At 74.4% G+C, this 14,173-nt stretch carries 6 protein-coding genes; 4 read left to right on the forward strand and 2 right to left on the reverse strand.

Going from position 1 to position 14,173, the window contains the following annotated elements:
* Positions 1 to 34: 34 nt before the first annotated feature.
* Positions 35 to 790 (forward strand): hypothetical protein, encoded by a 756-nt coding sequence (locus HDA43_RS01330; protein WP_179817908.1) that lies wholly within the window; start codon positions 35 to 37, stop codon positions 788 to 790.
* 88 nt (positions 791 to 878) lie between these two features.
* Here the strand turns inward: HDA43_RS01330 and HDA43_RS01335 are convergent, their stop codons facing one another.
* Positions 879 to 1,481: a DUF4291 domain-containing protein gene (locus HDA43_RS01335; RefSeq protein WP_179817909.1), complete on the reverse strand. Its 603-nt coding sequence runs from the start codon at positions 1,479 to 1,481 to the stop codon at positions 879 to 881.
* Positions 1,482 to 1,673: 192 nt separating this feature from the next.
* The gene (locus HDA43_RS01340) at positions 1,674 to 1,913 is read right to left on the reverse strand and encodes a hypothetical protein (protein ID WP_179817910.1); all 240 of its coding nucleotides are present in this window, start codon (positions 1,911 to 1,913) and stop codon (positions 1,674 to 1,676) included.
* A gap of 574 nt (positions 1,914 to 2,487) precedes the next feature.
* On the opposite strand from HDA43_RS01340, the gene HDA43_RS01345 reads away from it, so the two are divergent.
* The 3 genes from HDA43_RS01345 to HDA43_RS01355 all read left to right on the forward strand — a co-directional run bounded on the left by HDA43_RS01345 (position 2,488) and on the right by HDA43_RS01355 (position 14,164).
* On the forward strand, positions 2,488 to 7,347 hold the full coding sequence (locus tag HDA43_RS01345; RefSeq protein WP_179817911.1) for a non-ribosomal peptide synthetase: 4,860 nt from the start codon (positions 2,488 to 2,490) through the stop codon (positions 7,345 to 7,347).
* A 64-nt stretch (positions 7,348 to 7,411) separates the two neighbouring features.
* Positions 7,412 to 12,772 (forward strand): non-ribosomal peptide synthetase/MFS transporter, encoded by a 5,361-nt coding sequence (locus HDA43_RS01350; protein ID WP_179817912.1) that lies wholly within the window; start codon positions 7,412 to 7,414, stop codon positions 12,770 to 12,772.
* A gap of 279 nt (positions 12,773 to 13,051) precedes the next feature.
* Positions 13,052 to 14,164, forward strand: coding sequence for an ABC transporter substrate-binding protein (locus tag HDA43_RS01355; protein WP_179817913.1), 1,113 nt, complete (start codon positions 13,052 to 13,054; stop codon positions 14,162 to 14,164).
* Positions 14,165 to 14,173: the final 9 nt, after the last annotated feature.

Below are 14,173 nucleotides of genomic sequence, written 5' to 3' on the forward strand. Positions count from 1 at the left end.
TCCACGTGCAAGTTGGAGCTCCTACCTTTGGGGCGTGTCCAGACGACTGATCCTCGGCGGCGCGGCGATCGCGGCGAGCGCCACGCTGCTGCTCCCCGCCGTCCCGGCCTCCGCCCGTACGGCCGGCGCCGTCACCGCCGGCTCCCCGGCGCGCACCGGGGCCGTCACCGCCGCGAGCACCACCATGAGCACCACCCCGGCCAGCCCGGCCAACGCGCCGGTGTCCGCCGCCGGGGCGGTGACCGCCACGGCCCCCGCTCCCTCGGCCGTGGCCAAGAAGCTGTTCCGAGCCTGGCTGCGCGCCGACCGCGGGGCCGCCGCCCGGGTCGCCACACCGTCCGCGGTGCGCGCGATCTTCTCCTACCGCTACCGCGCCCCGGACGAGTTCGCCGGGTGCCGGGGCACCGCGTGCCGCTTCGTCCACACCAGCGTGCGCGTGCGGGGCGGTCTCAACGGCGTCCTCATGGTGGTCTCCGGCTCGAAGGTCACCGGGGTGTACACCTCGCGGCTGCTCACCACGCCCTCGGCCGCAGCCCGGCATCTCTTCTCGGCCTGGCGGCGCGGCGACCGGAACGCCGGCCTGGAGGTCGCCACCACCGCGGCGGTCGGCAGGCTGTTCCGGACCGCGTACGACCCGCGCGGCGTCCGCCACATCTTCCAGGGGTGCACGCCGGAGCCCCATGGACAGGCCTGCGCCTACTACTACGAGGGCGGCGCCATGGTGATGCACGCGCGCGGCTCGGCCGCCACCGGCTACGAGATCCACTCCATCGGCTACCTCGCCGACTGACGCCGGGCGGAACATCCGGCCCCGGCCACCGGCCCAGGATCAGGCAGACCCTGGCCGTGCCGCGCCGGCAGGCCACGCCGGTGCGGGCTCAGACCGCATCCGGCGTGACGCTCGCGCCGACGGCTCGGGCGAGTTCGGGGGGCAGGGGGTACGGGCGCTCCGCAGGGAGCATGCCGGTGACGTCCTTCCCGTCGCGCAGCGCCTGCCGGACGTCATGGACCCGGTCGGTCAGGTCGGTGATCCCGAGGACCCACCGGTCGGCGTAACGGGCGGCGGCGTCACCGGACAGGCCCACCTGGATGGACCGGTACGGCAGGGCGTTGTGGTGCGGGTCGCGTTCCGGATCCCACTGGATGCGGACCGGGCTCTCCCGCAGGCGCTTCTTCCACACCGTCCGGTCCGTCCCGGCGTCGGGGTGGCTGAGGCAGGAGTGTCCCAGCGCCCACTCGAACCCCTCGCGCGTGATGTCCACGGCCAGGACCCTGGTCTGGCCCGGCTTCGTGGCCCAGCCGCAGCGGTACATCATCCACAGGAAGGACGGTTTGATCCAGGTCATCCGCTCACGTTTGAAGGGTGGGACGAAGCGTTGCGCGGTGACGGCCGGGGCCGCGACGGCCGGATCGTAGGCCTGGTAGACGGTGATCGCTTCGTCGGTGAAGGAGGCTCGGATCTGCCGGTACGGGACGTTCATCCTCCGCAGGATGGCGAACCGCGTGTCCGCCGGACAACCGGATTATCGGGGTGGACGGGACGGCGCGGGCGTCCGCGGCGCGCCGGCTCACGTATCCGTCCGGTCGATGTGAGCGGGGCGGAACGGTACGGCCGGCCCGGACGGCCGCCGCGCCCGCGCGGCATGCGGGCGGCCGGCCGGGGTGTCAGCCGTTCAGCGGTTGGTCCACAGATGCCAGAGCCAGTCGCCCTCGGAACAGGTGTAGGTCTCCCAGTGGCCCCGGTCTATCCCGCCCTGGCCGGCCGCCACGCAGGCTGAGTGGGTCCAGTACCAGTCGCGGTACACGTCGTTGCCCGCGGCCGACCGGGGGGTCGCGCCGGCGGGCGCGGGGGCGCAGAGCAGGACGGTCGTCGCGAGGGCCGCGGCTCCGGCCCTGAACACCGATCTGATCATGACGTTCCTTTCGTTGAAGGATGCACGACGGTCACATTATGACACCGATTGATTACTCTCCGCATGCATGGCGATTGCCGAACCATCCGGTCCGGACAAGATTCCGGAAGCCGAACCGCGAACCAGACAGATGAATCGGATATTCGCCCCAGGTGACATCACCGGATCACGAAATCTGGAAACGGGCGACAAAGCGGACGAAAGGTCGATCGGCGCCGCGACGGCCGGTCGATGCCGCGACGGTCCGATCGGCGGATGCGCGATACGGAGCGCAACCAGATCGAACGCCCCTGACAAGCAGCCATTAATGACTTTTCGAGGAAAAGTCAGTAAATACCACCAGAAAGCTCGACACCCCGTGCCACCAGCGCGTCACATCGCGAAATCTTTCCGCGAACGGTCTTACGGAGTGTCACCCTTCGCGACCTGGGCGGAACATTGCATAAAACTAAATATGTCCGATTCGCCTCTTTAACGTAACGAAACGATCTTTGCGTTGTATCGCCCTTCTACCTTTTGCAACCCTTGCCCGCGTACATTCCAAGCAACCCCCGCCCCCAAGAGGAGATCGCAGGTGGCTCGCAAACTCACGCTGCTCGAACCGGTCTACAAGGCCTTCGAAGAGCAGGTGCGGCGCACCCCCGAGCGGACGGCGGTCGTCGCCGGGGCGACCCGCACGACCTACACCGACCTCAACGCGCAGGCCAACCGGATAGCCCACGAGCTCCTCTCCCGGGGAGTGGGACGGGGTTCGACCGTCGGCGTGTGCCTGGACCGCGACGAGAAGCTGATCGCGGCGCTCCTGGGCGTGTGGAAGACCGGCGCCGCCTACGTGCCGCTGGAGTCCACCTTCCCGGCCGAGCGGCTGGAGTTCATCGTCGAGGACGCCGGGGTTTCGCACGTGGTCACCTCCGCGGCGCTGGCCGAGCGGCTGCCGGAGACCGAGATCGTGCCGGTGGAGTCCGTCGGGGAGCGGCCTTGGAACGATCCCGGCCTGCCGAGCGACCCGGCCGACCTGGCCTACATCATGTACACCTCCGGCTCCACCGGCCGCCCCAAGGGCGTCATGATCGAGCACCGCAACGTGATGACGCTGCTGCGCTGGGACGCCGACTACTTCACCGAGGAGGAGCTGGCCGGCTTCCTCGCCTCGACCTCGGTCTGCTTCGACCCGTCGGTCCCCCAGCTCTACCTCCCCCTCCTGCTCGGCGGCACGGTGATCATCGCCGAGAGCCCCCTGGCGCTGCACTCCCTGCCCGCGAAGGACGAGGTCACGATGGTCAGCGCGGCGGCCTCGGCGCTGACCGCGCTGCTGCGGGAGCCGCTGCCGCCGAACGTGCGCACGGTGCTGTCCAGCGGCGAGCCGGTGAGCCGGGCGCTGGCCGACCGCGTCTTCGCCAACCCCGGCGTACGGCGCATGGTGAACCTGTACGGTCCGACCGAGTGCACCGTCCACTGCTGCGCGCACGAGATCTCCCGGGACTCCGCGGGCGAGCCGCCGATCGGCATGCCGTACGCCTGGTCGGAGCTGTCGGTGCGCGGCGCCGACGGCGCGGCGCTGGGCGACGGCGAGATCGGCGAGCTGTGGGTGGCCGGCCCGCTGGTCGGCCGGGGCTACCTGCACCGGCCCGAGCTGACCACCGAGCGGTTCGTGACCGACGCCGCGGGCGTGCGCCACTACCGCACCGGCGACCTGGTCCGCCGGGAGGGCGGGGTCCACTTCTACGAGGGGCGCATCGACGACCAGGTGAAGGTGGCGGGTTTCCGCGTCGAGCTGGGCGAGGTGCAGGGCAGGCTGGCGCGCCACCCGCTGGTGAACCACGCCGTCGTGCTGGCCCCCACCGACTCCGAGGGCACCCGGCGGCTGGTCGCCTACGTCGAGCCGGCCGGTCCCGGCCTCGACGACGGGGGGCTGCGGTCCTGGCTGCGCGAGTGGCTGCCCGACTACATGATCCCCGCGAGGATCGTCTTCCTCGACGCCATCCCGGTCGGCCCGACGGGCAAGGCCGACCGCTCCCGGCTGCCCGCGGTGACGTTCTCCCCGGCCGCCGGAGCCGCCGGAACGGCGGGGAACGCCGGCACCGAGTTCGTCGCGCCCCGCGACGAGACCGAGCGGCGGCTCGCCGCGGTCACCGCCGAGGTGCTCGGCGCCGAGCGGGTCGGCGCACACGACCACTTCCTCGACCTGGGCGGGCACTCCCTGGCCGCGGCCAAGATCTGCGTCAGGATCGAGCACGAGTTCGGCGTCCGCGTCCCGCTGACGGCGTTCCTGGCCCGCCCCACGGTCGCCGAGCTGGCGGCGTACATCGCCGAGGCCGCCCCCGCGGCGGTGACGCCGCTGGTCCGCAACGCCGGGCGGACCACCTACCCGCTGACCGGGATCCACCGCGACCTGTGCCTGATGCGCGAGGTCAGCCAGAACCACGGCTCCACCGCCATCGCCTTCCGCCTCGGGCTGCGCGGCCTCGCCTCGGCCGAGCCGCTGCGCGCCGCGCTGGACGGGATCGTGCGCCGCCACGAGGCGCTGCGCACCGTCGTCACCGACGGTGCGACCGCCGAGGTCGGGCCGCCGATCCCGGTGCCGCTGACCGAGCACCGCCCGACGTCGGAGGAGGAGGCCGCCGGGCTGCGCAGCGCCGCGGTCGCCCACGGCTTCGACGTCACCCGGGACTCGCCGCTGCTGCGGGCCACCCTGCTGTGGTCGGGGCCGGACAGCGCGGAACTGGTGCTGCTGACCGACCACACCGCGTTCGACGGCTGGTCGCTGGGGGTCGTGATGCACGAGCTCCTCGACGGCCTGGCCCACTCCGGCGACATCTCCCTGCCCGAGCCGGCGCTGCAGATCGGCGACGTCGCGCTGCACGAGCAGGCCACCGTCCTGGACACCGGGACGCTGCGGGCCTTCTGGGCCGAGGAGCTGGCCGGGGCGGTCCCGCCGTACGAGCTGATGCCCGGCTTCGACGGGCGTCCCAGCCGGATGCGCGGCGAGCGCCTGGTGCGCCCGCTCGACCCGGCGACGGCCGCGCGGATCGGCGAGCTCGCGGCCGACTGCGGCGCCACCCCGTTCGCCGTCCACCTGACGGTGCTGGGCATGCTGGTCGCCGGGCTGACCGACCGGCCGGACGTCGTCCTCGGCGCCGCGGTGGCCGACCGCGCCGCCCCGGGCATGGAGTCCGTGGTCGGCGTGCTGGTCGACGTGGTGCCGGTGCGGCTGCGCCTGGGCGACGGGCTGTCGCTGCGCGAGGCCGTACGGCACGCGGGAACCGCGACGGTCCGGGTGATGGACCACCGCGCGCTGCCCGCGCGGGACCGCGCCGACGTCGGCGGCGTCGAGCGGCCGCCCGGCGCGGTGCTGACGCCCGTCACGTTGTCCATCCAGCCCGCGGAGGTCCCCCTCTCGCTGGAGCGCGACGGCGTGGGCGTGGACCTGATCGGCGAGCTGGACGCGGGCAGCGCACAGGCACCCCTGATCGTCTACGTCAACGACACCGCGGCCGGGCCCGAGCTCCAGGTCGAGTACGACCTGGAGTACCTGGGCCGGGCCGCGGCCGAAGGTTTCACCGACCGGCTGATCCGCCTGCTGGAGGACGCGCTGGCCCACCCCGACCGGCCGCTGTCGGCGTTCGAGGTGGTCGGCGCCGAGGAGCGGGCGGCGCTGCTGGCCGCCGGGACCGGCGCGCCGCTGCCCGCCGACACGCCGCGGACCGTGGTGGAGGCGGTGCTGGAGCAGGCCGTACGGCGCCCGGACGCGCCGGCGGTCGCCGACGCCGGGGGCGTCCTGACCTACGGCGAGCTGACCGCCCGGGCGGGGCGGGTGGCCGCGGCGCTCGGCCCGGCCGCGGCGGGTTCCTGCGTGGGCGTGTGCCTGCCCCGCGACCGCCACCTGCCCGCGGCGCTGCTGGGCGTGCTGCTGGCCGGCGCCGCCTACGTCCCGCTCGACCCGGGCCACCCGGCCGAACGGCTCCGCCACCAGGTCGAGGACTCCGGCGCCAAGGTGATCCTCGCGGCGGGCGAGGGCCTGGAGGTGGCCGGGCGGTTCGGCTGCACCGTCGTCGACCTGGCCGGGCTGCCCGCGGCGGAGACCGGCGACGTCTCCCCGGCGGGGACCGGCGCCTCCCGGGTGGAGCCCGGCGACCTGGCCTACGTGCTGTACACCTCCGGCTCCACCGGCCGGCCCAAGGGCGTCGAGGTCACCCACGCCAACCTCGCCGCGTTCACCGCCTCGATGCGGCTCGCGCCGGGGATCCGGCCCGGCGACGTGATGCTCGGCCTGACGCCGTTCTCGTTCGACGTGTTCGGCTTCGACCTGTGGGTGAGCCTGTGCCACGGCCTGCGGCTGGAGCTGCTGGGCCGCGACGACGCGCTCGACGGGCGGGCCGTCGCCCAGCGGATCGAGGAGGCCGGGATCACGCTGATGACCGCGACCCCGACGATGCTGCGCATGCTGGTCGCCTCCGGCTGGCGCGGCGGGGACGTGCGCGTGGTCAGCATCGGCGAGGTGCTCGACGCCGCCCTGGCCGCCGAACTGGTGGAGCGGGTCGCCGAGCTGTGGAACGCCTACGGCCCCACCGAGACCACGATCTACTCCACCATGGTCCGCATCACCGCCCCGGTGGGCGACCCGGTGTCGATCGGCGTCCCGCTGGCCGGGGAGCGGGCCTACGTACTGGACCGGGCGGGCCGGATGCTGCCCGCCGGGACGGCCGGCGAGCTGTGGATCGGCGGAGTCGGCGTGGCCCGGGGGTACCGCGGCCGGCCCGAGCTGACCGCCGCGGCGTTCACCGAGGACCCGCTGGACCCGGCGGGCGGCCGCCGCTACCGCACCGGCGACCTGGCCCGCTGGCGGTCCGACGGCACGCTCGACTTCCTCGGCCGCCGGGACCGGCAGGTCAAGGTCCGCGGCCACCGCATCGAGCTGGGCGAGATCGAGACCGTGCTGCGCGAGGGCGAGGACGTCGCCGACGCGGCCGTGACCGTCCACGGCGGCGACCACCTGGTCGGCTACGTCGCCGCGCCGCCGGGGACCGACACCGGCGGGCTGGAGCGGCGCCTGGCCGCCCGGCTCCCGGAGTACATGGTGCCCCACCGCTGGGTGGTCATGGACGCCCTGCCCCTCACCGCCTCCGGCAAGGTGGACCGCACCGCGCTGCCCGAGCCCGGCGACGAGGCCGGGACGGTGCCGCCGAGCACCGAGGCCGAGCTGCTGGTCGCCGAGGTGTGGGCCACCGTGCTGGGCCGCTCCGAGATCGGCGCGCACGACGACTTCTTCGCCGTCGGCGGCCACTCGGCGACCGCCGCGCTCGTCACGGCCCGGCTGAGTGACGCCCTGGGCCTGCGGTTGCCGGTGCGGATGATGTTCGAACGGCGCACGCTGTCGGGCTACGCCGCGCGCCTGGAGGAGCTGCTGCTGGACGACCTGGAGGCGGAGGCGTGAGCGGACTCGCGACGACCGACGACCGGTACGACACGCCGGGCGCCGTACCGGTGAAGGAGATCCCATGACCGTCAGCGACGAACGCCGCGGCGCCCTGTCGGCGCGGCTGGCGGCGGCGCGGCTCGCCGCCGCCCAGACCGTCCCGGCGATCCCCGTCCGGGAGGCGACCGGCGGCCCCGCCCCGCTGTCCCCCGCCCAGGCCCGGCTGTGGTTCCTGTCCCAGCTCGACGACCTGGCCGCCTACAACGTGCCCGCCGCCGTACGGCTGCGCGGCCCGCTGGACGTCGAGGCGCTGACCGGGGCGGTGCGCGACCTCGCCGACCGGCACGAGGTGCTGCGCAGCCTGGTCACCGACGAGGGCGCCACCCCGGTCGAGGCCGCCCGGGTGCCGGTCACCGTCGAGGACCTCGGCGACCCCGCCCTGCTGGGGCCGCGGCTGTCCGAGGAGCTGGCCCGGCCGTTCGCGTTGGACGCCGAGCCGCCCACCCGCGCCCTGCTGCTGCGGCTGCCCGGCGGCGAGGAGCACGTCCTGGCGCTGACCGTGCACCACATCGCCTTCGACGCCTGGTCGCGGAACCTGGCGCTGGCCGAGCTGGCCGCCCTGTACGCGGCGCGGCTCGGCCTGGCCGGCCCGCCCGCGCCGCCGCAGGTGCGCTACGCCGACTACGCGGCGTGGCTGGCCGGGCGGCCGGAGGGCGACGTCACCTGGTGGACCGAGCGGCTGGCCGGTCTCGAACCGGTGCTGGACCTGCCGGTGGACCGGGCCCGGCCGTCGATCGCCGACTGGACCGGCGCGACCGTCCCGGTACGGCTGACGCCCGCGCTGACCGCCCGGATCCGCGAGACCGCCGCCGAGACCGGCTGCACGCCGTTCATGGTGCTGCTGGCCGCCTGGCAGGAACTGCTGGGCCGCGTCTCCGGCACCGACGACGTGCCGGTCGGCGTGCCGGAGGCCGGGCGGCTGCACCCCGACACCGCGCGCATGCTGGGCTGCTTCGTCAACACGCTCGTCCTGCGCGGCGACCGGTCCGGCGAGCCGACCGGCCGGGAGCTGCTGGCCCGGACCAAGGACGCCGTGCTGGACGCCCTCACCCACCGCGACGTGCCGTTCGAGCGGATCGTGGAGCGGCTGCACCCCGAGCGCAGCCTCGCCACCACGCCGATCTTCCAGGTGATGCTGAACGTCCTGGACGACCCGCCGCGGGCGCTGGACTTCCCCGGCCTGACCGCCGAGGACGTCAACCCGGCGCCGCGCACCACCAAGTACGACCTCAACCTCGCCTTCGCCAACGCCGGCGAGGAGTACCACGGCGAGCTGGTCTACCGCACCGACCTGTTCGACGAGTCCACCGCCCTGCGGATGGCCGGCTGGTACCTGAACCTGCTGGAGGGCGTGCTCGCCGACCTGGACGCGCCCGCGGCGGCCGTGCCGCTGGAGCCGGTGACCGGGCCCGCCGTCTCGGGCGCGCGGATCCCGATGGACCTGACCCGGCCGCTGCACGAGGTGGCCGCCGACTGGGCGCGGCGCACGCCCGACGCGGTCGCCGCGGTGGACGCCTCCGGCTCGATCACCTACGGCGAGGCGGACCGGCTGGCCGAACGCCTGGCCCGGCATCTGATCGCGGCCGGGGTACGGCCGGACGAGCCGGTCGGCATCCTGATCGACCGGCACCGGGGGCTGGTCCCGGCGCTGCTCGGCGTGCTGCGCGCGGGCGGCGCATACCTGCCGATGGACCCCGCCTACCCCGACGACCGGCTTGCCTACATCCTGGAGACGGCCGGCGCGCGCGTCGTGCTGACCGACCGCGAGTACGCCGGCCGGGTGCCCGGCGCGCTGGTGCTGCCCGACCTGCTGGCCGCCGACCCCGGCGGGCCTGACCGGCCCGACGGGCCGGTGGACGCCGGCGTCACCCCCGGCCACCTGCTGCACGTGATCTTCACGTCCGGCTCCACCGGGCGACCCAAGGGCGTGGCGATCGAGCACCGCTCGGCCCTGCACTACCTGCACGGCCTGGCCGAGCTGGTGCCCGAGGGGTGCGAGTCCTACGCCGTGGTCTCCACGATCGCCGCCGACCTGGTGATGACCTGCCTGTACGGCCCGCTCTTCCAGGGCGCGGCGGTCCACTTGGTGGACCAGGAGACCTCCACCGACCCGGAGGCGTACGCCGCCTACCTGGAGAGCCACCGGGTCGATGTGATCAAGATGGTGCCCAGCCACCTGGAGCTGCTGGCCGCCCACGGCGACCTGGCCCGGATGCTGCCGCGCCGGCTGCTGATCCTCGCCGGCGAGGCGACGTCGTGGGAGTTCGCCGAGCGGATCCGCGCGGCCCGCCCCGACCTGGAGGTGCAGATCCACTGCGGGCCGACCGAGACGACGGTCTCGGTGCTCGGCGGCCGGGTGCCCGAGGTGCCGTCGGGGTCGGGGTCGGTCCCGCTGGGCCGGCCGCTGGCCGGCGTCGACTGCCACATCGTCGACCCGGCGGGCCGCCCGCTGCCCGCCGGGGTGCCGGGAGAGCTGTGGGTGGCCGGGCCCAGCCTGGCCCGCGGCTACCTGAACCGCCCCGACCTGACCGCCGAGCGGTTCGTCTCCGACCCGGTGAACGGGACCGCCCGCTGCTACCGCACCGGCGATCGGGTCCGGCTCAACTCCGCCGGGCTCGTGGAGTTCCTCGGCCGGGTCGACGACCAGGTCAAGATCAGGGGCTTCCGGGTGGAGCTGGGCGAGGTGAAGGCCGCCCTGCAGGAGCAGCCCGGCGTCCGGGAGGCCGCGGTGCTGCCGGTCGGTGAGGGCCGCTCCCGGCGGCTGGCCGCCTGGGTCGCGCCCGCCTCGGTGGACGTCGCCGCGATCCGGGCCGGACTGCGCGAGCGGCTGCCCGACTACATGGTGCCGTCCGGCATCGTCGTCCTGGACGACCTGCCGCTCACCCCGCTGGGCAAGATCGACCGGGCCCGGCTGCCGGTCCCCGAGGCCGCGCCCGCCGGCGAGCGGGTCGCGCCGGGCACCCCGACCGAGCTGCGGATCGCCGAGGTCTGGTCCAGGCTCCTGGACCTGACGGAGATCGGGGTCGACGACGACTTCTTCGACCTCGGCGGCGACTCCTTCCGCGCGGTGCGGGCGGTCCGGGAGATCGACCCGGCGCTGCGGGTGATCGACCTGTTCACCCGGCCCACGATCCGCGAGCTGGCCGCGCACCTCGACGGCGGCTCCGACGCCCCCGCCGGGCTGCTGCACCGCCTGGCCGGTCCGCGCCGGGCGAGCCGTACCGTCGTGTGCCTGCCCTACGGCGGCGGCTCGGCCGCCGCGTTCCAGCCGCTGGCCACCGAGCTGGCACGCCTCTCCCCCGCCACCGCGGTGCTCGCCGTCGAGCTGCCCGGCCACGACCCGGCCCGGCCCGACGAGGACGTGCTGCCGATGGCGGAGCTGACCGACCGGGTCCTGGCCGAACTGGCCGAGCAGGCCGACGCGACCGGCCCGATCGTGCTGTACGGCCACTGCGTCGGCTCGGCCGCCGCGACCGAGCTGGCACTGCGGCTGGAGGAGGCCGGGACGCCGGTCGCCGGCGTCTTCGTCGGCGGCAGCTTCCCCGACGCGCGACTACCCGGACGGCTGTCGGCCTGGTGGAACCGTAGATTCCCGGCGCACCGCTGGTCCTCCGACCGCGCCCAGCGCGACTTCCTGCGCACGCTGGGCGCCCTGGACGAGGACTTCGGCGACACCGGGATCATGTTGCGCGGCCTGCGGCACGACGTGGAGGAGGCACAGGGCTGGTTCAGCCGCCGCCTCGGCGACCCCGCCGCGCAGCAGCGCAGGCTCGCCGCGCCGCTGCTGTGCGTGATCGGCGAGCGGGACCGGGCCACCGAGCTCTACCAGGAGCGCTACCGCGAGTGGGGGGCGTTCGCCGACCGGGTGGACCTGGCCACGATTCCCAAGGCCGGCCACTACTTCCTCAAGCACCAGGCCGAGTCCCTGGCCCGGCTGATGTGCGACCGCCTGGACCGCTGGACCGCGGGCGAGCTGCCCGAGCCGGTCGGGGAGGTCGGCGTGTCGGGCGGCAGCGCCCGCCGGGACCTGCGCCGCTTCTACACCGTCGCGGCCGGGCAGACCCTGTCGCTGCTCGGCGCGGCGCTGACCTCCTTCGCGCTGGGCGTGTGGGCCTACCAGAAGAGCGGCCGGGTGCTGGACTACGCCCTGGTCAGCATGCTCGCCCTGCTGCCGTCGCTGCTGGGGGCGCCGCTGGGCGGCGCGCTGGCCGACCGGGTGGACCGGCGGCGGATCATGCTGGTCTGCGACGGCGTCTCCGCCGTGGCCACCGCCGCCCTGGTGCTCCTGCTGTGGCTGGGCCGGCTGGAGATCTGGCAGGTCGGGATCGTCGCCGGGATGCTGTCGCTGGTGTCGGCCTTCCACCGGCCCGCCTACCTGGCGGCGGTGGCGCAGCTGGTGCCCAAGCCGTACCTCATGCAGGCCAACGCGCTGGCCAACCTCGGCACCGGCCTGGGCATGCTCGTCGGCCCGCTGGGCGGCGCCGCGCTCATCTCGCTGGTCGGGCTGCACGGCGTGGTGGCCGTGGACGTCGTCACGTTCCTCGCCGGGCTCGGCACGCTGCTGGCCGTACGGTTCCCCGACCGGCTGTTCTACCGGCTGGAGGAGTCCTTCGGCCAGGCCATCGTCGGCGGCTGGCGCTTCCTCGTACGGCGCCGCCCGCTGATGATCATGATCGGGTTCTTCGTCGTGCAGAACTACCTGAACATGCTCGCCATGTCGGTGACCGTGCCGGCGGTGATGTCGTTCAGCGACGTCGGCGGCGTCGGCCTGGTCACCGCGATGCAGGGTCTGGGCGCGGTGCTGGGCTCCCTGGTCATGGTGTTCTGGGGCGGCACCGAGCGGCGCGCGATCGGCATGGTCGGCTTCGTGGTCAGCCTCGGGATCGGCGTGCTGCTGGTGGGCCTGCGGCCCTCGCTGCCGCTGGCGGCCCTCGGCGGCCTGCTGTCGTGGGCCTCGCTCAGCGTGCTGAACGCGCACTGGCTGTCGATCATCCAGCTCAAGGTCGGCCTGGAGCTGCAGGGCCGGGTGCTGGCCACCAACCAGATGATGGCGGTGTCGATGACGCCGCTGGCGTTCCTCACCGCCTCACCGCTGGCCGACGACGTCTTCGGCCCGCTGCTCGCCCCGGGCGGCCTCCTCGACGGCACCGTCGTCGGCGACATCGTCGGGGTGGGACCGGGCCGCGGCGTCGGCCTGCTGCTCGTCGCCTGCGGCGCGCTGCTGGCGCTGTGGGGCGCGCTGGGACTGTGGTACCGGCCGCTGCGGCGCATGGAGGACGCGCTGCCCGACGCGGTGGCGGGCGCGGAGATCGCCGACGACCTGGACGCGGTCCAGGCGGAGGCGGACGCCGCGCTGCTGGTGGGGGCGGCTCCGGTCCGGTGATGTCGGGAAGGGTTCGCCCGGTGACCGGGTGAACGCCTCAGCGGGGCCCGGCCGGGCGTCACCGGCCGGGCCCCGCCGCTTTCCCGGCGGGGCCGGTACGGCGACCGCTTTCCCAGGGGGCTGATACGGCGGCTGCTTTCCCGGCGGGGGCGGGCCGACGGCGATTGGACAGGGCGCCGAAGCCGGCCATTCCCTGCTCGGCTACTCTCGGCGCCACCGACGTTCACTCTACGATCCGGGCAGGCTGCGGCCGGATCATCACTCGGGAGACGCCGACGCATGAATACGCCACCATCGTCACCTGGAGCGGAGCGAACCGACGGATCAGCCGTCCGGATCGGCGCTCTCGTTCCGCTGACCCGGCCCGGCTGGGTCGAGGCGGGCCGGCACCTGCTCGCCGGACTCGAGCTGGCCGTTCGCGAGGTCAACGACGCCGGCGGGATCGGCGGAAGGCCCCTCGAACTGATGGTCCGGGACACCGCAGCCGACCCGCAGAGGGCCGTGGCGGCCGTGGACGAGCTGGCCCGCCTGGGCGTGGCCGCCCTGGCGGGGGAGTATCACAGCGTCGTCGCCCGCGCCGCCGCCGCCAGGGCCGACGCCCTCGGCCTGCCGTTCCTCTGTTCGTCGGCGGTTCTCGACGCGCTCACCGAACAGCCGACGGAATGGGTCGCGCGCCTCGCCCCGGCGCAGTCCCGCGGCTGGCAGGTCTACGCGGACTTCCTCCTCGGCGCGGGCCACAGCCGGATCGCCGTGGCGACCCAGCCGAGTGTCTACTGGGCCTCCGGGGCCCGCATCCTGCGGGACCACCTCGCCGCACGCGGCGGCACCGTCCTCGAACTCGACATGGGCGTGCTCACCCCCGCGGCCGTGTGCGACGAACTCGCCGGCAGTCGCGCGACAGCACTCCTTCTCCTGGTCGGCCACCCGGAGCCGGCGGTGCCGATCGTCAGGTCCGTCCGCCGCGACCGGCGCCTCGCCGAGATCATGATCGGCGCTCCGGCCGGACAGCCGGAGTTCGCCGAATGGGCGACGCTGCTGGGCGGCGACGGCGCCGCGATCCCGTTCCTGCGCTACCTGCCCGAGCGCCTCAGCCCGCTCGGTGCACGCGTCGAGACGGCCCTCCGTGAGCGGCTGGCCGAGGCGCCCTCCTTCGTCGCCTTCGAGGGCTACGACACGGTCACCGTCCTCGCCGACGTGTGGCGTTCTCAAGGCGCGGACCGGACGCGCACCGCCGAAGCCTGGTCGCGCGTCGCGGTCGAAGGCACCCGCGGGCGGATCCGGTTCTCCCGCGTGCCGGGCATCGGCGTTCGGCAGTGGGACTGGCCGCCGATCCAGGTCGTCGATCGGGACCCGGCGGAACCCGATCGCTTCCGGATCCTCCACACCGGCTGAAAGAGCGCA

The sequence above is a fragment of the Streptosporangium sandarakinum genome (genome assembly GCF_013409935.1).
Taxonomy (GTDB): domain Bacteria; phylum Actinomycetota; class Actinomycetes; order Streptosporangiales; family Streptosporangiaceae; genus Streptosporangium; species Streptosporangium nondiastaticum.